Genomic DNA, 17,600 nt, shown 5'->3' on the forward strand with positions numbered 1-17,600 from the left:
AGTCCTGGGACTCCCTAACCGCTCACAGGGGGCTGTGCCCCTAGCTGAACACCAACTCACCCTCGTCAACCGCGACGGTGATACTGCCGCCCTCTTCGAGGAGATCGTCGAGCAGCATGTCGGCGATCTTGTCGTCGACCACACGCTGAATCGAACGACGCAACGGGCGAGCCCCGAACTCGGGCTGATGCCCGTGCTCGGCGATCCAGTCCACCGCGTCGGCAGTGAACTCGATCTCGATGCCCTTGGACTGCAGCCGCTTCCGGCTGTCGTCGAGCAGCAGATCAGTAATCCGGTGCAGTTGCTCGGTGTCGAGCTTGCGGAAGATCACGATCTCGTCGATACGGTTGAGGAACTCCGGCCGCATCGATTCGCGCAACCTGGCCATCACGCGGTCGCGCAGTGGCTTCTCCGCCGACTCTGCATCACCCGTGGTGAAGCCGAGTCCACCGGACTTGCTCGAGATGATGTCCGAGCCGAGATTGCTGGTCATGATCACGACGGTGTTCTTGAAGTCCACCGTCCGACCCTGACCGTCGGTCAGACGCCCGTCGTCGAGCACCTGGAGCAAGGTGTTGAACACGTCCGGGTGTGCCTTTTCGATCTCGTCGAGCAGGATCACCGAGTACGGGTTACGACGCACCTGTTCCGTGAGCTGTCCGGCCTCGCCGTAGCCGACGTATCCGGGAGGAGCACCGACCAATCGGCTGACCGTGTGCCTCTCACCGAACTCACTCATGTCGAAGCGCAGCATCTTGTTCTCATCTCCGAAGAGTGTGGCAGCCAGAGCTTTTGCGAGCTCCGTCTTGCCGACGCCAGTGGGTCCGAGGAACAGGAAGCTACCGACGGGACGATCCGGATCGCTCATACCGGTACGGCTACGACGCACGGCACGCGCGATTGCGCGAACGGCGTCATCTTGCCCGATGACACGACCGTGCAGTTCCTCTTCCAGACGGCGCAGGCGATCTTTCTCTGCCTGAGTCATCTGGCTTGCCGGAATACCCGTTGCGCGAGCGACAACTTCGGCGATTTGTTCAGCGGTCACGTCCGGCGTTTCCTCGGAAGGAACCGAGGATCCTGCCTTCTCGAGACGCTTTGCGACGCCGTTGATCTCGTCACGCAGGGTCGACGCCTTCTCGTACAACTCGTCGGCGACGGCTTTCTCCTTGTCGCTCTCGAGCTGCTCGAGACGCTGCTGCAGCGCAGCGGTGTCTACCGTGGCCGTCTTCAAGCGAAGCCTGGCGCCGGCCTGGTCGATCAGGTCGATTGCCTTGTCCGGCAAGAACCTGTCGCCGATGTAACGTGCCGACAGCTCCACCGCAGCGGTGATCGCCTCGTCGGTGTAGTGCACCTTGTGGTGATCCTCGTACCGACTGCGCAGTCCGCTCAAGATCGCGATTGCGTCCTCGATCGACGGCTCTCCGACCTGTACGGGCTGGAAGCGCCGCTCGAGCGCGGGATCCTTCTCGATGTTCTTGCGGTATTCGTCGAGCGTGGTGGCGCCGACGATGTGCAGTTCACCGCGAGCGAGCTTGGGCTTGAGGATGTTTCCGGCATCCATCGCACCTTCGGCGCCGCCTCCGGCACCGGCGATGGTGTGCATCTCGTCGATGAAGACGATCAGCTCGTCCTTGTGTGCGGTGATCTCGTCGATCACCTTGGTCAGCCGTTCCTCGAAGTCTCCGCGGTAACGGGTACCCGAGACCATGCTCGAGAGTTCGAGCTGGACGATCTTCTTGCCCACCAACGATTCCGGGACATCCCCGTCGACGATGCGCTGGGCCAGTCCTTCGACGATGGCAGTCTTGCCGACGCCGGCCTCACCCACCAGGACCGGGTTGTTCTTGGTGCGGCGGGAGAGGATCTCGATGGTCTGTTCGATCTCGTCGGCGCGGCCGATCACGGGATCGACGCCGCCGTTGCGGGCGCGATCGGTGAGATCGACGCCGTACTTGTCGAGCGTCGGTGTGGTGGACTCTTCTTCGACTGGACCGGCTGCAGGGTTCTGAACCGCTGCCTGCAGCTTCTCCGGCGTGATGCCGGCCGAAGCGAGCAGACGACCCGGAACATGATCGGGGTCACCGGCCAATGCGATGAAGAGATGTTCGGGGTCGATGTACGTCGATCCCAGGGCTCGGGCCAGTTGATGAGCCTCGAGTAGAGCGGTTTTCACGGCACTGCTGAGCGCAGGAGCAGAGTAGCCCCCCTGCTCACGGCCTTGTGGCAGCCGCAGGTCGACGGCGTCGACCACGGATTTCGGGTCGGCTCCGGCGCGCTGCATGAGCGTGCGGACCGGATCCTGCTCCGCCATGACGCGGAGAACGTGCAGTGCATCGAGATCCGAATCACCGCGAGCAGCCGCTACACGTGCAGCGTCAGCCATGAGTTGCTGGGTGGCCCTGCTCATGAGCCGGGAAATATCGATGCGACCGGGACCCTCGGGCCCGAAGAATGCTGGCATTCCGAAGCCTCCTTGCAGAAAGTTGAGCGTTACTGACTCAATTAACGTGCATGGGGCTCGATCAATTCCCGCGGGCTCAGATTTGTTTCAACACCTTCGGGCCACAGATCGTTCTCAACTACCGAAGGATCCGGTAGATCGACCGACCGGGTACGCCTCGACGTGCATGATCACCGATCCCCCGCAGGGACCACTCGCGATGTCGGTACGCCACGAACCTTTCAGACTGCCATCGGGCTGAGGTGTGTAATACGCCTCGGAGTGCGCCGGTGCCCACACCTTGGGCACGCCTTCCCCCTGGTAGCAATCCCACTCCCAGTCATAGGGGTGCACCCAACTGGTTCCGTCCCAGGTGTATCGCGCAGGCTGCGGCAACGTCGGATTGGCGGGAGCCGGACCGCCGACCACTGTGGCGATACAGACTCCGCTCGAGCAGTCCGTCTCGAACGTGTATGTATCGGAGAAATCCGGCTCCCACTGGCTGGCGGCCAGACTTGTGCCCGTCTTGGTCGCGGCGAAACGCTTGAGCGAGTAATCACCGGACCAATTCGCATCCGCAGCCCCCGCGGGCATCGCTCCGGCGACAAACCACGTAGCAACGAGCGCAACCACCAGCAATGACTTTCGCATGCGTGAAGTGAATCACAAGCTATGTCCGAATTGTCGGATACTGGCCACAAGAACACCGACGACGATCAGCACCAGCGAAACCAACGGCAACGCTCCCGCACCCCTGTCCGCCAAGATCAGCCCGCCCACGACGCCGCCCGCTGCGATCGCCGCATTGAAGATCGTCACGAAAACCGATTGCGCAGTGTCCACAGCGTCGCCCGTCGTATCCGCGAGCGCAGTCTGAAGGAGAGTGGGAGCGCCTCCAAATGCCACGCCCCATGCCGCAACGCTGAGTGCGATCACTGCGAAGCTGTCACCGCCGACGCCCAACGCCGTCAAAGCTGCGGCAAAGACCACCAAGCTCAGCACGGTGAGACTTCGAAGGGCCCGGTCGACAAACACCCCGACCACACCGATGCCCACGAAGGCGAAAAGTCCGAACACGAACAAGACGATTCCCAACCGATCGCCGAAACCGATGCGATCCAGAAACGCCGCCAGATACGTGTACACGATGTTGTGCGCGAGGATCCACAAGAACGCGACAAACAGAATCGGTCGTACGCCAGGCAGGACCAGGACTTTCCGCACCGGCAGCTGCCGATCCGCTTGTTGCCCGGGAAAGTCCGGCATCACCGTGAGTATCCACGCGACCAGAAGTAGCGCAGCAACCGACATCACGGCGAAGACGACGCGCCAATCGGCCAGGGTCCCGAGCCACGCCCCCATCGGAACGCCGATTGCCAACGCGATCGGCTGTCCGACGGAGGCAACCGCAACGGCCCGCCCCTGCAGGTGAGGGGGCGACATCCTGCGTGCGTACCCGGCAAGCAACCCCCACACCACACCTGCCGCCATACCGGCCAGAAACCGAACACCCAAGGTGAGAACAAGATTCGACGAAAGCGCTGTCACCAGATTGAAGACACCGAACCCCAGAATCGCCGACACCAGGACAGCACGCCGTCGCAATCCTCGGGTCAATGCGATCAGTGGTACCGCCCCGACGACGGAACCCAATGCCTACGCGGTAACCAATTGCCCTGCGCCGGAGACTGATACGGACAACCCTGACCCGATCTGCACCAGTAGTCCGGCCGGCATGGTTTCGGTTGTGATCGCTATGAAGCCTGCCATTGCGAGTGCCGACAACCCGGCCAGCGGTAGTGTCCGGACGGAATCGGTCTCCGCCAGTGCCGAAGTCGCCGTCCCGTCCGAGTTCGAGCTCACCTCGTCGGTGTTTCGGGACTGCCTTCACCCGACTGGCCGGAACGGACCAGTTCTGCAATAGACGCCCAGTCCATCTCGCCCTGACCGTTCGCCAGAGCCTGAGCGAGCACGCCTCGAAGTACGCCACCGAACGGCAAATCCAGATCGACGCTGTCGGCGGCGTCGAGCGCAAGCCTCAAATCCTTGAGGCCCAGAGCTGTGGTGAATCCTGCAGGCTCGTACTGACGCGTCGCGACGAGGTTTCCGTAGCTGGAGTAGACCGGCCCCGGGAAGATCGTCGAGGTCAGCAGTTCTACGAGTTGGCTTCCGTCCACACCTGACCTCTCCCCCAATGTGATTGCCTCGCCCAAGGATTGAATCGCGGCGAGGATGAGGTAATTGCCGATGATCTTGACGATGTTGGCCTGCTCCGGACGCTCACCTTGTGGCCACGTGCGAGCACCGATGACGTCGAGGAAGGGTTGCACTCGCTCGAGGAGGGAACTGTCGCCGGCGGCGATGATGTTCAACTGGCCAGCCTGAGCAACAGAAACGCGTCCGAACACCGGCGCCGCGATGTACCCGATGCCGTACTCGGCGTGCAGTGCGGCGGCGCGCTTGGCAAGGTCGACGCTGACGGTGGCCATGTTGACGTGGACGGTTCCACTCGGAACGGATGCGAGGACGGCGGGATCCAGAATGGCCGAAGACACGGCCGAATCATCTGCCAACATCGACAGCACAACACCGGACTGGAACGCCTCGGCAACGGTTTTCGCGCCGATCGCCCCTTCCTCGACCAGTTCGGCTACCGCTTCAGGGCTGCGATTCCACACCGTCACGTCGAAGCCTGCGCCCAGTAGATTTCGAGCGATGGGACGGCCCATCGCGCCCAAGCCGACCACGGAAACAGAAGTCATGGATTTCCCTCTCGAAGGTGCTGAACCATCTAAGACGGTTCAAGACTCTCACACGGGTACAGTTGCTGTCGAACCGGTTGAGATGGTTCGCCACGAAGGAGGATGAAAGTGAACGAAGCAGGAGCTGATCAATCCGCTCGGGACGTGTTTCGACTCGACAACGACACGCTCGCCTTCCGCTTCACCGCCACCCTCACCAATCGGAACGGCTCGAGGTTCGAACGACTCACGAGCCCGCAGCGACTCGAATTATGGTTACGCGCCAACGATCTGATGGACGCCCCCGCAACCGCGACAGAAGACGACCTCCGCGGCGCGCAGGATTTACGTGAGGCCATTCATCGCATCGGAACCGCCGTATGCGAGGACCGCCGCGTCTCACGCGCCGATGTCGGGATCGTCAACACCGCATCCGAGCTCGGTGATGCCCACCTCGTCCTCGAGAGTGGCCGGGCCCTCTGGAAATCAGCCGGAGACAATCCGATCCGCGACGCTTTGTCGATAGTGGCTGCCGACGCGATCGCGGTGCTCGGTGGACCCGACCACGACCGCGTCAAAGCCTGCCAGGGCGACGGGTGCACCGGCCTCTACGTCGACACCAGTCGCGGCAACAACCGACGCTGGTGCTCGATGAACATCTGCGGAAACAAAGCCAAGAAATCCGCGATGACCGCTCGCGCCGACTAGCTCATGTCACCTTCACCACGACTCCATTTCGCCGCCACTCGGTTCCACAGCTTCTCGATCGGCGTCGACAGCAGGAGAAGAAGCAGCGGGAAGTACGACGTCACCGGAACGAGCACACTGACGAGCAGCGCCACCACCATGATCAGGAAAGTGACGATTTCAGCGGTGAAATGCGGCTTCGCATTCTCTTCGCTCAACGAGGGGTTGCGAACCAGACCCCACGCGACCACCGCCAGGCACGCAGCACTGGCTGCCATTGTCCCGATGTAGAGAGCCCTGGTTCCGAGATCCTGCGACGGCGCTGCAACGAGCGCAGTCGGAAATGGCAAGAACACGATGGTCATCACCCACAACCCCAGCCCGCGCACAACCACCTTGTCTCCGTCGACCACAAAACGAAGCAGCCGATGCTGCGACCACCAGAGACGGAAGATCACCAGAAAGCTCAGGGCGAACGAATAGAACTGCGCAGCGTGATCGCGCAGGAGTTCCGACGTGGTGCCGTGGTGGTCACTGGTGAGTTCGACCAGCGGCAGTACGAGCAGCGTGATCGCAATGGCGACAATCGCGTCGATGAAAGTGACGTAGCGCTCGAAGTAGCGGGTGCGTTCCGCAATCTCAGCCATTGCGGAAGCATAAGCCTCACAACAGGAAACAGACCGGCGACGCCACTTTCCGGAAGCAGGTATCCGGAAACATACAATTAACGAATCAAATTCGTTAGATCTCTTGACCGTGGCGGAGCTCATCCCCATACTTAACGAATCACATTCATTAAGTGACTCGCATCACGACACCAGGGGTCGGTTCAGCCACCCCCTTCAGGACATGGGGTTGCCCTAGTGCCGATCAACGCTTCGACGAATACGCAGTCCGACCGGGTTCCACTCACCGCCAACCGCGGTATTGCCGTCTTCAGTATCGGCGTCATGGGGTTCATTACCGCGAACCTCATCCCCCTGATGATCGTGGCAATGGTCGAGGACCTCGGTGTCACCGAATCCGCTGCCGGTGCCGTTCTGACCGCATCGCTGCTGGTCTGCGCCGTCACCTGCCTCGCCACCACCCGAATCGCCTCGGGCCGGCATCGCCATCTCCTCGGCCGCGTCAGCCTGATCGCGATGGCAGCCGCATTCGGCGTTGCGGCCATCGCACCGTCCACGACGATCGCATGCGCCGCGATCATCGTCGGCGGTATCGGCGCTGGTGGATCCGCATCCGTTGGCGGAGCGGCACTGGCCGCGCTCACGAACCCGGACCGGGCGTCAAGCATCAGCGGCCTCGTGAACCGTGTCGTCGTCACAGCCGTCCTCGCTCTCATACCCATCCTCGGCACACACATGACCAACGCATTCGGCATCGTCGCAGTCCTGGCACTGGCTACCGCAGCAACGGTCACCTGGTTGCCGTCGTCCCCGGTGAAAGAGTCGCCGGAGATGGCGAAGTCCGCCAATACGACCACAGCTCTCCCCGCCGGGGTCAGCGCGAAACGTCTCACTTTTGCCGGAACCGCATTTCTCGCGATGCTTGCAGTCTGGGCGATCAGCGAGGACTCGTTGTGGGCAGTACTCGGCATCATGGGTTCCGAGCACGCCGGGCTCTCGGATCAACAAATGAGTCTCGCACTGAGCGCATCAACGGCGGGTGGTGTGCTCGCGGCTGTTACCTTGACCGCGTTGGGTTCTCGGGTCAGTCGGACAGTATCGATCTCCGTGCTACTGATACTCGGGGCAATTCTGAAGCTGTCTGCCGGCCTCACCACCGATCCCACGATCTACCTGGTAGTGGTCATCGCTTGGAACACGATCTACGCGGCCACGTTCATCGTCCTGGTTGCCATCTCGGCCGCGCTCGACGCGGCCGGCCGATGGTCGGCGCCACTACTGGGCACCTACCTCATCGGCTCCGCGTTCGCGCCGCTGTTCGGAACTTCGGTGACGGCCGGCCTCGGGTATCCGACCTTCGGAGTCATCATCTCGGGGATCAGCTTCGTTCTACTGGTCCCGTTCGCCTTGGTTTCCCGACTCTCTGCACATACCGAAGGTGCGTATCGTCACCACAGCGCCGCCATCACTACTACCGTCATCGCGTAAGGATCACGTAGAAGTCATGAATGACAGCATCACTCACTACCGCAACGGAAAGATCTTCACGGCTGCCGACGACGGATGGGCCGAGTCGATAGTCGTCGAGGACCACAAGCTCAGATTCGTGGGCGAAACCGTCTATGCCGATATCCTGGCTCCAGACGCCGAGGTGATCGATCTCGAAGGTGCCGTCGTGCTACCCGGTTTCGTCGACGCCCATACGCATTTGGTGATGATGGGATTCGCGCTGCAGAAGTTGGATCTGCGTGATGCCGCCGATCTCGCCGACATTCAGTCCAGCATCAAGCAATTCGCGGAATCGAACCCGGACGCACCACGACTGCTGGGTCGCAGTTGGTTGTTCTCCGCGCTGGATGGAGGGCACCCGACGCGAGAGATGATCGACGCCGTCGTACCCGATCGCCCGGTGTACCTCGACGCCAACGACTTACATTCGGTCTGGGTGAACACTGCAGCACTGCGAGAACTCGGCATCGACGCGGACACTCCCGATCCGATCGGCGGTCGTATCGGCCGGGATCCGGACACCGGAGAAGCCACCGGAATGCTGTACGAGACCGCCATGATGCTCTACGTCTGGCCGAAACTGGCGGAGCTCGCATCCGACGAAGACCGGGACGCCGCCCTCGCTCTCGCCTTCCGCCACTATCTCGAGGACGGCGTGACCGGTGCGGTCGACATGGCACTCGGCGCGGACGAATTAGCCTCGCTGGAAAGAGCATTGGACGCAGGAGACGGAACACTGCCGCTGCGTGTCGCGGCTCACTGGCTGATGACCCGCGAGGACAACGAGGCCGACAACGTCGGACAAGTTCACGACGTGATCGAACTCCACGAGCGCGTCCAAGGTCCGTGGCTCCGTATCGCCGGAATCAAGATCATCATCGACGGTGTGATCGACAGCTGCACTGCCGCAATGAAAGAGCCGTACTCGGACGGCACCAACGCCGAGCCCATCTGGGATCTCGAGTCCTTGATCCCCGTCGTGACAGCCGCTGACGCCGCAGGCCTGCAGATCGCGATGCACGCGATCGGCGACGAGGCGTCGGAGATCGGATTGACGGCACTCGAGTACGCGATCGCCGCCAACGGAGACATTCCCCGCAGGCACCGAATGGAACACTTGGAGTCCATCACCCGGGACAACGTCGAAAGGCTTGCCCGCCTGGGAATCATCGCCTCGATGCAACCGGTTCACGCTGACCCTGCAATCCAGGAGAACTGGCAGGCGATGCTCGGCGACTACCGGGTCAATCGCGCGTACCCCTGGCCCGAATTCACCGAGGCCGGAGCGGTTCTGGCGTTGGGTTCGGACGCTCCGACCGCTCCCCACCCGCCGCTGCCGAACATGTTCATCGCCACCACCCGTCGATCCGCAATCGATCCGTCACTGGCACCCAACCTGCCGAAGTACGCACTCCCCCTCGCGGACGCGCTGGCTCACGCAACTCGCGACGCTGCCTACTCGTGCCGGTGGGAAGATGTGACCGGCCAGCTGGTTCGGGGTAAAGCAGCCGATTTTGTCGTACTGAAACAAGATCCGTTCACCGAAGGGGTCGATTCTCTCCTGACCACAGAGATTGCGATGACCGTCGTTGCTGGATCCGTGCGATACGACGCGGCCGGGGCCAAGAGCACCGAAGCACGGAACACCGAGTCCGATAGCTGATCGTTACCGGTTGTTCGATAACGCACGCATGCGGCCCGGCGACAGAACGAAGGAGGGACTTGAACACGTGAACCCATACACTCTGGAGGACGCATGCGCAGGAAAGCTCCGATTTCGGCCGCCGTCGCAGCCGCTGCACTGGTGACGGCCACTGCCCTGACGGTCGCCGGTTGTGGGTCGACCGAAGGAACACCTGAAGCGGCGGCGAGTTCCACGGCAGCCAGTTCAACGGCGTCGGCGACATCGACGGCAAACGAAACCGAGACGACGGTAGCGAGCTCTCCCCCGCCACAATCGAACACCCGCACAAATGTATCCACGACGGCGACTACGACAGCAATCCCCGCTTCGGGTCCCTGTCTCGACGTCGGCTCCTCGCTCGTCACCGACGCCATCGGCACGCTGGGCACCGACATCAACGGGGGCAATTGGATACCGAGATCCGCGAGCGAAGAACAGATCGGGAATTGTCCTGACCTGCTCTGGGTTTCGGTGGACGGCGACGGCGTCGGCGATGCGACTTACCAGTCACACGTCCTGTTCTTCCACGACGGAACATACCTGGGCACGGCTACCAGTAAGCCGTACTCGTACACACACGTCATCGACAGCAACAAGGATTCGGTATCCGTCCAATACCGTTGGCTGCTGGACGACGATGCATTCTGCTGTCCCCAAGGCGGACCGAACATAGTGAACTTCACGTGGAACGGCAGCGCCGTGGTTGCCGACGGCCAGTTCCCGCCCTCCTGAACCTGCCTGGGTCCGAGTAGGACCTGAATGCAACTGTGCCCCAGCGACGACGGTCACTGGGGCACAGTCTTGTTCGATCTACTCGCCGGCGCTCCTACTCACCGACACCGAGTTCGCGCAGGCGAGTCTTGTACAGCTCGATGTTGCCGAGCTTGATGTCTTCGTAACCGCGAACCACGTCCGGCAGTGCCGCGATCTCGACGGCGCGATCGTATCCGTCGGTTGCGAGCGTACGAGAGAGGTCAGCGATCATGGCCTCGTACTCGGCGAGCAGTTCACGCTCGACCTTGCGGACGTGCATGTAGCCGAAGGGGTCGAGCTTGGTACCGCGAAGCTTCTTACCCTTGGCCAGAACCTTCAGTGCAACATGCGACTTGGGTCCGAGACCGATCTTCTTCTTGCGGCCCATCACTCGAAGGATCGGCGGGTGGAGCTTGTAGGTCAGGTTCTCCCCGGCCGGCACCTGAGACTTGACGTCCTCGATGAATGCGGGGTCGACCAGCATACGAGCAACTTCGTACTCGTCCTTGTACGCGGTGAACTTGAACAGGCCGCGGGCAACAGCCTCGCTGAAATCGGTCCGCTCGGTTGCGGCACGTTCGGCGGTCCAGACTGCCTGAACCTGATCGATGTAACGCTGGGCGATCTTGACGGACTGGAACTCGATGAGCTGCGCCGCACGCAGTTCCACCAGTCGCAGGGTTTCACCGGTGAAGGTGGTTCCGGCGAACATGTGAGCCGGTGCGACAACGGGTTCGCGGACGGACTTGGCCGGCGTGGTGACGGCCGAGAACGCTGCGGTGTCGGCAATTGCTGCACGACCCCAACGGAATGCCGCGATGTTCGCGTCCACGGCAACGCCGTTGATGCCGATCGCTTCTTCGATGGCCTCGGCCGGCAGACGAAGTCCACCGCTCTGGTAGGCAGCACCGATCAGCAGGAAGTTGGCAGCTGCGGTGTTACCGAACAACTCCTGTGCCGCGGCGAGTGCGTCGAACGAACGCAGGGTGCGCGACACCTTGTCGAGACGGGCGAGGAGTGACGTCTCCTCGGGGTAGCGAACAGCCTTGTCGTAGACCATGTCTCCGGTCGGCGTCTGAGACGTCGAGGCGATGGAGACCGTCTTCTCGGCGTTGCCGTAGTCGAGGTTCTTGTTGTCCGTCGCGGTCAGCAGGTCGAAGGCGACGATGCAATCCGCGCTGCCCGGAGTGAGGCGGTTGGACGGCTCGAGCGCGCTGGAGCTGAAACGCAGGTGCGAGACAACCGGTCCGGCCTTCTGGCTCAGTCCGATCTGGTCAAGGCTCTCCACCTCGAGGCCGGCGCGCAGTGCAGCCGTTGCGAGCACCTGGTTGACGGTCACGATGCCGGTGCCGCCGATGCCCGCGAGGAAAACGTTCTGCGTGCTGGTGAGCGGTCCGAAATCGGGGTCTGCGACGACGGGCGGGACGGGACGTGCGGCCTTGGGAGCCTTCTTGCCCGGTACCAATTCGACGGTCACGAACGACGGGCAATCGCCGTCCATGCAGGTGTAATCGGTGTTGCAGGACGTCTGGTCGATCTTCGTCTTGCGGCCGTACTCGGTGTCCACGGGCTGGACCGAGAGGCAGTTCGACTTCACACCGCAGTCACCGCAGCCTTCGCACACTGCCTCGTTGATGACGACGCGAGTGTTGCGAGTGGGCAGCGTGCCACGCTTGCGCTGGCGACGAGCGTCGGCCGCACAGTGCTGGTCGTAGATCAACACTGTGACGCCCTTGATCTCGCGAAGCTCCTTCTGGGCCTCGTCGAGGCGATCGCGGTGCCAGAGCTTGGTGCCCTTGGCCAGAGCGCGCTTGTTGTGACGCGAAGGCTCGTCGGCGCAGATGATGATCTGCTTGACGCCCTCGGTGGTCAGCTTGTGGCTGAGCTGAGCAACGGAGAGGGCACCTTCCGCGTCCTGTGCACCGGTCATCGCCACTACTTCGTTGTAGAGCAACTTGTAGGTGATGTTCACGCCTGCGGCGATGCACGCCTGGACAGCCAACTGACCGGAGTGGAAGAAGGTGCCGTCGCCGATGTTCTGGAACAGGTGAGGCACGTCGGTGAACGGTGCCTGCCCGATCCACTGGCTGCCCTCGCCGCCCATTTGCGTCAGGCCGGTGACAGCGCTGTCCTCACGGCCGGACATGGTGACGAGTGTGTGGCAACCGATTCCGCCGCCGCCGATGGAACCCTCGGGAATAGCGGTGGAACGGTTGTGGGGGCACCCGCTGCAGAAGTACGCGGTTCGCTTGGCGGAGAGCACGTTGAGCGACAGCGGGGCCGGGAGGGTGCGCTTGAGCTCGACGTGCGGCTTCAGTACGCGGCGCAACGGGGCGAGCAACCGGCCTGCGGTCAGTTCACCACTGGCAGGCATGAGCAGACGGCCCTGGCCGTCACGCTTGCCGATGATGCGAGGAGCATCGTCGGTGCCGTACAGGACTTCCCGGATCTGAGCTTCGATGAACGCGGTCTTGTCCTCGACCACGACGATCTGCTCGAGGCCTTCGGCGAACTCCTTTATCTTCTCGCCCACGACGGGGTAGCACATTCCGATGCGAAGGAGACGGATCCCGGCGCGGTGCAGTGCGGCATCATCGACGCCGAGGTCTGCCAAAGCTTGACGGACGGAGTCGAAAGTTGTACCGGTGGCGGCTATACCGATCTTCGCACCGGAGGGGTTGACCTCGATCACATCGAGGTTGTTGGCAGTTCCGTACGCGTGCACAAGATCCCATCGCGGGCCGTACAGATCGGCCTCGGCGATGACACTGTCCGGCGGCGCGGCCATCTGACGCTGCTTGTAGACGAAGGGCTTGCCCTCGAACTGCACTTCCGGAACCACGATGTCGAAGTCCGCGATGCTGCCGTCGATCGTCCAGGCACCGTCTGCGACGTCGGCGACGATCTTCAGCGCTACGACGCAACCGGAGACACGCGAGAGAGCAACGGCGTGCATACCCATCGTGATGATCTCTTCGGCATTGCGTGGGAAGAGAACCGGCACGCCCATCGCGGCAAGCGAGCGCTCGCTGACGGCCGGAACCGTGGAGGACTTCGACGCGGGGTCGTCGCCCACCAGGAGGACGACGCCGCCCTTGGGGTTCACGCCGTACATGTTGGCGTGGCGAATGGTGTCGGTAGCGCGGTCGACGCCGGGGCCCTTGCCGTACCAGACGCCGGTCACGCCGTCGTGGGTCGCGGTTCCGGCGGGGAGATCCGTCTGGCTTCCCCATACCGCCGTGGCGGCGAGCTCCTCGTTGAAGCCAGGGATGAAGGTGATGTCGTGCTCGGCGAGAACCTTGGGCATGCCGTGAAGCATCTTGTCGACGCCGCCGAGGGGGCTGCCCTGGTAACCGGAGACGAAGGTGGCAATACGCTTACCTGCCCGAATGTCGCGAACGTGCTGCTCGACGAAGCCGCGTGCAATTGCCTGAACACCGGTCAGCAACACCGGTCCCGATCCCGACCGGTACCGATCATCGAGGTCATAGGGCTTGGCTTGGGCTACGCCCGACACCAGTTCAGTCATCGTGGACCACCGTTCCGTCTGCAGTGCATTTCAACTACCGTGCATTTTCAACAACCGCGTAACTCGATCTGTTCAGATGATCGTGGTCGAGGTATGTGAAAGCGTCAACAGAGGCTTGTTCAACTATTCAAATTGACAATTTGTGAGCCAAATCACGTGACCTAGGTCATCGAATCAATCAGTTGGAGACCCGTTCGTGGCGATACGGCGAAACGGACATAAAACGTTCCCGACAATGCACACCGAGAACTTTCTTGACATTGACGCAACGTCAACTTGCATGCTGAATGAGCACAACCGATCCGAGAGTAGGAACTCCACGTGAGCGAATGGTCCATCCAAGAACTCGCCAAATCCGCAGGTACCACCAGCAGAACGCTGCGTCACTACGGCGATTTGGGACTCCTGGAACCGAGTCGCATCGGCGCCAACGGCTACCGCTTCTACGACGAAGACGCCCTGGTGCGACTGCAACGCATCCTTCTACTTCGGGAACTCGGACTCGGATTGCCGGCCATCGCCGAAGTCCTCACCGGCGAACGCGATACGGCCGCCGCACTGCGTACGCACCTCGAACTCCTCGAGCAAGAGCGCACGCGGATCTCGAGACAGATCGAATCGGTCAACAGGACCTTGAACAAGACGAAGAATGGTGAATCACTCATGCCGGAAGATGTTTTCGACGGGTTCGACCACACCCGATACAAGGACGAGGTCATCGAGCGTTGGGGCAAGGACGCCTACACCAGCGGCGACAACTGGTGGCGGTCGATGTCGGAGCAGGACCGTAAAGCTCATCTGCAAGCTCAAGCCGACATCGCAGCGGCATTCGGAAAAGCACTGACAGCGGGGCTGTCCGCGGAAAGCGACGACGTCCAGACGATTACCCGAAGACAGTTCGAGTGGATAAAGATCGGTTGGCAGGGAAGGACTCCCAGCGCCGACGCCTTCACCGGGCTCGGCCAGATGTACGTCGACGATCCCCGCTTCACTGCAAACTACGACAAGTACGGAGAAGGCACCGCTTCGCTGGTCCGTGACGCGATGAAGGTCTACGCCGAGCGCAATCTGCACTGACGCCGATCAGTCCTGCCCACTGCCGAGGAGGTTGTGTCGGTGCGCTGCCGCGACAGCCTCTTCCCGGGAATGCGCACCGAGTTTGCGATACAAGGCTCGGAGGTGACTCTTCAGCGTGTTGTTGGATACGAACAACCGCCGCGCGATCTCACCGATCGGAATGCCGAGACCCAGTTCCACGAGAACGTCCATCTCCCGTTTCGTCAATTGGACCCGAACGATGGCCGCCGGATACATCTGCGCCGCTTCGGATTCGAGAAAGGTCGCGACGGCACTGCTCGAGCCCTCGGCCCGATCTTCGAGTTGCCTGATCAGATCACGCGGTATCGTCGCCAGGGCCGACAGGACACCGGAGGTTTCGAGCAGTCCGCGAGCTTCCTCCCATGTACTCGCGGCAGCGGGGATCCTGCCCAGTTCACACAGAGCAGCGCATTCGATCAGCAGGGATTCGAGCCGAAACCTCGTGAGATACTGCCCGCTCCAGTCGATTTCGCGGCACAATTCCAATGCCTGGGACGGCGACCCGGTCAGGAGATGCGCCCGCGCCACGGAGACCGTGACAACTGCAAACGTATGTGGCGCAGCGACTGATTCTTCCAGCGCCTTGGTACCCTCCCCGGACGCCAACAGAAGATCGATACGTGCCGCGGTGAGAAGCGCGTCACCGAGCGATCGTTCACACGGATTCACGTGCCCGTGCGTTGCCACTGCGCGCTGGAGGGAAATCAGCCCCCAGAACGGGTCCGATTGCAGCAGTGCAAATCTGGTGTAAGTGTAGGCCGCGAACGCCCACAGGTCGCCCGGCGGTGTGACCTCGGCGAGTGCGTCCATCGCGGCAGCTCCGGCGTGCAGGTCCACGCTGTCGCACGCCACCAGTGCCCGCGCGATCGCTCCCCCCATGTGCGAGGGCGGTCCCAACCATCCCGAAACGTCCGGGTGTGTGCTTTCCAGGTGCAGCCAGTCCGTCGCGTGCGCGACGTCCCCGATCAGCGCGGAGTTGAGCGCGGCATTGCCTGCGGCGTGACGCAGGACGAACTCCGGACCATGTTGCACCGCACCTTGATAGGCGAGTCGCAATTCCACCGCGGCATCACCGAGGTCACCGGTCAATTGATGCGAGACCCCCCAGATCAGCCGCAGGGCGGGCAGTTGAGACCCCAACGCGCCCAACGACTCGTCGCCGAGTCCGTACACGACGTGCGCCAATTTGCGCGTGATCTCGGTAGAGCGTTGGTACTTACCGGATGTTCTCAGCACCACCGATTGGACAGTTCCGACGTTCAACAAGCTGTGCGCATGCGGACTACCACCTATCGCACGCAATTCCGCCGGTTCCGTCGGTAATGAATCGCCGTTGATCAACTGCGGCCGCAGACGTGATTCGAGCAGGTCACGACCCACCAGAATCGAAGGGTTCGAACTGAGTACGTCACCGGGTATGGATTGCAACGCAGTCCGGACCAATCCGGTGTGATCGACCAGAAGATCAGCCCAGTGGCGCTCGAGTATGTCGAGCACCCTGGTCCACTTGCGTCCGTCCAAGGCGTAGTGAACGGCACCGGCTATATCCGAAGTCCCGAGAGCGTGATCGACGAGTACCTGGAAGGGATCTTCGAATCCATCCCCTTGTTCGGCCCGTATCTGTATGAATGCCAGTCGAACTGACGGCGCGAAGTACCAGGACGGTTCTCCCTCGAAACCATTCCGGAAGATCAGACCGAAAGACTCGAGCAAGTCCAGTTTGCCCTCCACGTCAAGATCGTCGGACAAGACACGAGCGATCTCTGGTGTCACCGTGCGGGCAGCGGCGATCGTAGTCGCGAAGTCGAACAACTCGAGCGACTTGCCCGACCGAGGAGCGGTCCGACTGACGTACGCGTGGATCGCCTGGTCCACTCGCTGCTGAACGCGTTCGCGTCCACGGCTCGGTTCACTCAGCCCCGCAACCGCACTCAGAGCAACCTTCATCAGCACGGGAACGCCGGCGACGCGTTCACAGATCGAATGGACGATGCCCGAGGGAAGGTGAATCCCTGCCTCCGCGAACAGAACGGTGGACTCGTCGAGCGTGTATCTGAGGTCGTTCGCGCACAGGTACTCGTCCACGCGGACGTCTTCGAGCAAGTCCGTCGCAGACCGATCCTGCAGCGTGACGATTACTTTCAATCCGGGAAGCCGCACGATCAGATCCACGATTCGGCGTCCCACCTCGTCACCCTCAACCAGGTCGATGCGGTTGAACACCAACACGAATGGTGCGGGCGACGAGTCGAGGAGTGATTCGATCGCGCCCACTGGATCCTCGCGCATTCGTGGCGGGGCCTCGAGTGATTCCAGCGAATCCTGAATTACTGCGAGCGCGGTGTTCCAGTACTCGAGGGGGGTCATCCGATGCGATGGCGCCGGCACCCAGACTACCGGTCTGCTCGGCACCTGCCCGAGAGTCGTGAGCCACAACGCGGCGAGTTCCGTCTTGCCGAACCCAAGTGGCGAATCGATGACAGTCAATCCCGCCGAGCGTTCCATCAATCCGAGGAGGCGGGGACGAATC

The 17,600-nt window shown here is 62.0% G+C and carries 13 protein-coding genes; 5 read left to right on the plus strand and 8 right to left on the minus strand.

Annotated features, from left to right (window positions below):
* Positions 1 to 40: 40 nt before the first annotated feature.
* The 5 genes from ATN38_RS05990 to ATN38_RS06005 form a co-directional block, all read right to left on the minus strand.
* Positions 41 to 2,464, minus strand: a complete 2,424-nt coding sequence (locus tag ATN38_RS05990; RefSeq protein WP_054188909.1) for an ATP-dependent Clp protease ATP-binding subunit — start codon at positions 2,462 to 2,464, stop codon at positions 41 to 43.
* Between the two features lie 114 nt (positions 2,465 to 2,578).
* Complete coding sequence (locus ATN38_RS05995) at positions 2,579 to 3,094, minus strand: hypothetical protein (protein WP_054188910.1); 516 nt, start codon at positions 3,092 to 3,094, stop codon at positions 2,579 to 2,581.
* 12 nt (positions 3,095 to 3,106) lie between these two features.
* The gene (locus ATN38_RS06000; RefSeq protein ID WP_256931578.1) at positions 3,107 to 4,096 is read right to left on the minus strand and encodes an MFS transporter; all 990 of its coding nucleotides are present in this window, start codon (positions 4,094 to 4,096) and stop codon (positions 3,107 to 3,109) included.
* 3 nt (positions 4,097 to 4,099) lie between these two features.
* Positions 4,100 to 4,306: a hypothetical protein gene (locus ATN38_RS32625; protein ID WP_232319122.1), complete on the minus strand. Its 207-nt coding sequence runs from the start codon at positions 4,304 to 4,306 to the stop codon at positions 4,100 to 4,102.
* The gene (locus ATN38_RS06005; RefSeq protein WP_003939725.1) at positions 4,303 to 5,205 is read right to left on the minus strand and encodes an NAD(P)-dependent oxidoreductase; all 903 of its coding nucleotides are present in this window, start codon (positions 5,203 to 5,205) and stop codon (positions 4,303 to 4,305) included. The genes ATN38_RS32625 and ATN38_RS06005 overlap by 4 nt, the downstream gene beginning before the upstream one ends.
* A gap of 102 nt (positions 5,206 to 5,307) precedes the next feature.
* Here ATN38_RS06005 and ATN38_RS06010 point away from each other — a divergent pair, with 102 nt between their 5' ends.
* Positions 5,308 to 5,892 (plus strand): ABATE domain-containing protein, encoded by a 585-nt coding sequence (locus tag ATN38_RS06010; protein ID WP_185744471.1) that lies wholly within the window; start codon positions 5,308 to 5,310, stop codon positions 5,890 to 5,892.
* On the opposite strand, the gene ATN38_RS06015 is transcribed toward ATN38_RS06010, so the two are convergent.
* Complete coding sequence (locus tag ATN38_RS06015) at positions 5,889 to 6,518, minus strand: TMEM175 family protein (RefSeq protein ID WP_054188911.1); 630 nt, start codon at positions 6,516 to 6,518, stop codon at positions 5,889 to 5,891. The genes ATN38_RS06010 and ATN38_RS06015 overlap by 4 nt on opposite strands.
* Before the next feature lie 216 nt (positions 6,519 to 6,734).
* On the opposite strand from ATN38_RS06015, the gene ATN38_RS06020 reads away from it, so the two are divergent.
* From ATN38_RS06020 to ATN38_RS06030, 3 genes are all read left to right on the plus strand, one after another.
* Positions 6,735 to 7,985 carry an MFS transporter gene (locus ATN38_RS06020; RefSeq protein WP_047271024.1) on the plus strand — a complete coding sequence of 417 codons (1,251 nt, stop codon included), beginning with the start codon at positions 6,735 to 6,737 and terminating at the stop codon, positions 7,983 to 7,985.
* 16 nt (positions 7,986 to 8,001) lie between these two features.
* Entirely contained in the window at positions 8,002 to 9,669 is a 1,668-nt protein-coding gene (locus ATN38_RS06025) for an amidohydrolase (protein ID WP_054188912.1), read from the plus strand.
* A gap of 93 nt (positions 9,670 to 9,762) precedes the next feature.
* Complete coding sequence (locus ATN38_RS06030) at positions 9,763 to 10,422, plus strand: LppP/LprE family lipoprotein (protein ID WP_218747716.1); 660 nt, start codon at positions 9,763 to 9,765, stop codon at positions 10,420 to 10,422.
* 94 nt (positions 10,423 to 10,516) lie between these two features.
* Here the strand turns inward: ATN38_RS06030 and ATN38_RS06035 are convergent, their stop codons facing one another.
* On the minus strand, positions 10,517 to 13,972 hold the full coding sequence (locus tag ATN38_RS06035) for an indolepyruvate ferredoxin oxidoreductase family protein (protein WP_042921773.1): 3,456 nt from the start codon (positions 13,970 to 13,972) through the stop codon (positions 10,517 to 10,519).
* Between the two features lie 321 nt (positions 13,973 to 14,293).
* Here ATN38_RS06035 and ATN38_RS06040 point away from each other — a divergent pair, with 321 nt between their 5' ends.
* Positions 14,294 to 15,049 (plus strand): MerR family transcriptional regulator, encoded by a 756-nt coding sequence (locus ATN38_RS06040; protein WP_030535291.1) that lies wholly within the window; start codon positions 14,294 to 14,296, stop codon positions 15,047 to 15,049.
* A 6-nt stretch (positions 15,050 to 15,055) separates the two neighbouring features.
* Here ATN38_RS06040 and ATN38_RS06045 read toward each other — a convergent pair whose 3' ends face one another.
* Complete coding sequence (locus ATN38_RS06045) at positions 15,056 to 17,575, minus strand: LuxR C-terminal-related transcriptional regulator (protein ID WP_054827152.1); 2,520 nt, start codon at positions 17,573 to 17,575, stop codon at positions 15,056 to 15,058.
* Between the last annotated feature and the right edge of the window lie 25 nt (positions 17,576 to 17,600).

The organism is Rhodococcus sp. FH8, from assembly GCF_019266085.1.
Taxonomy (GTDB): domain Bacteria; phylum Actinomycetota; class Actinomycetes; order Mycobacteriales; family Mycobacteriaceae; genus Rhodococcus_F; species Rhodococcus_F qingshengii.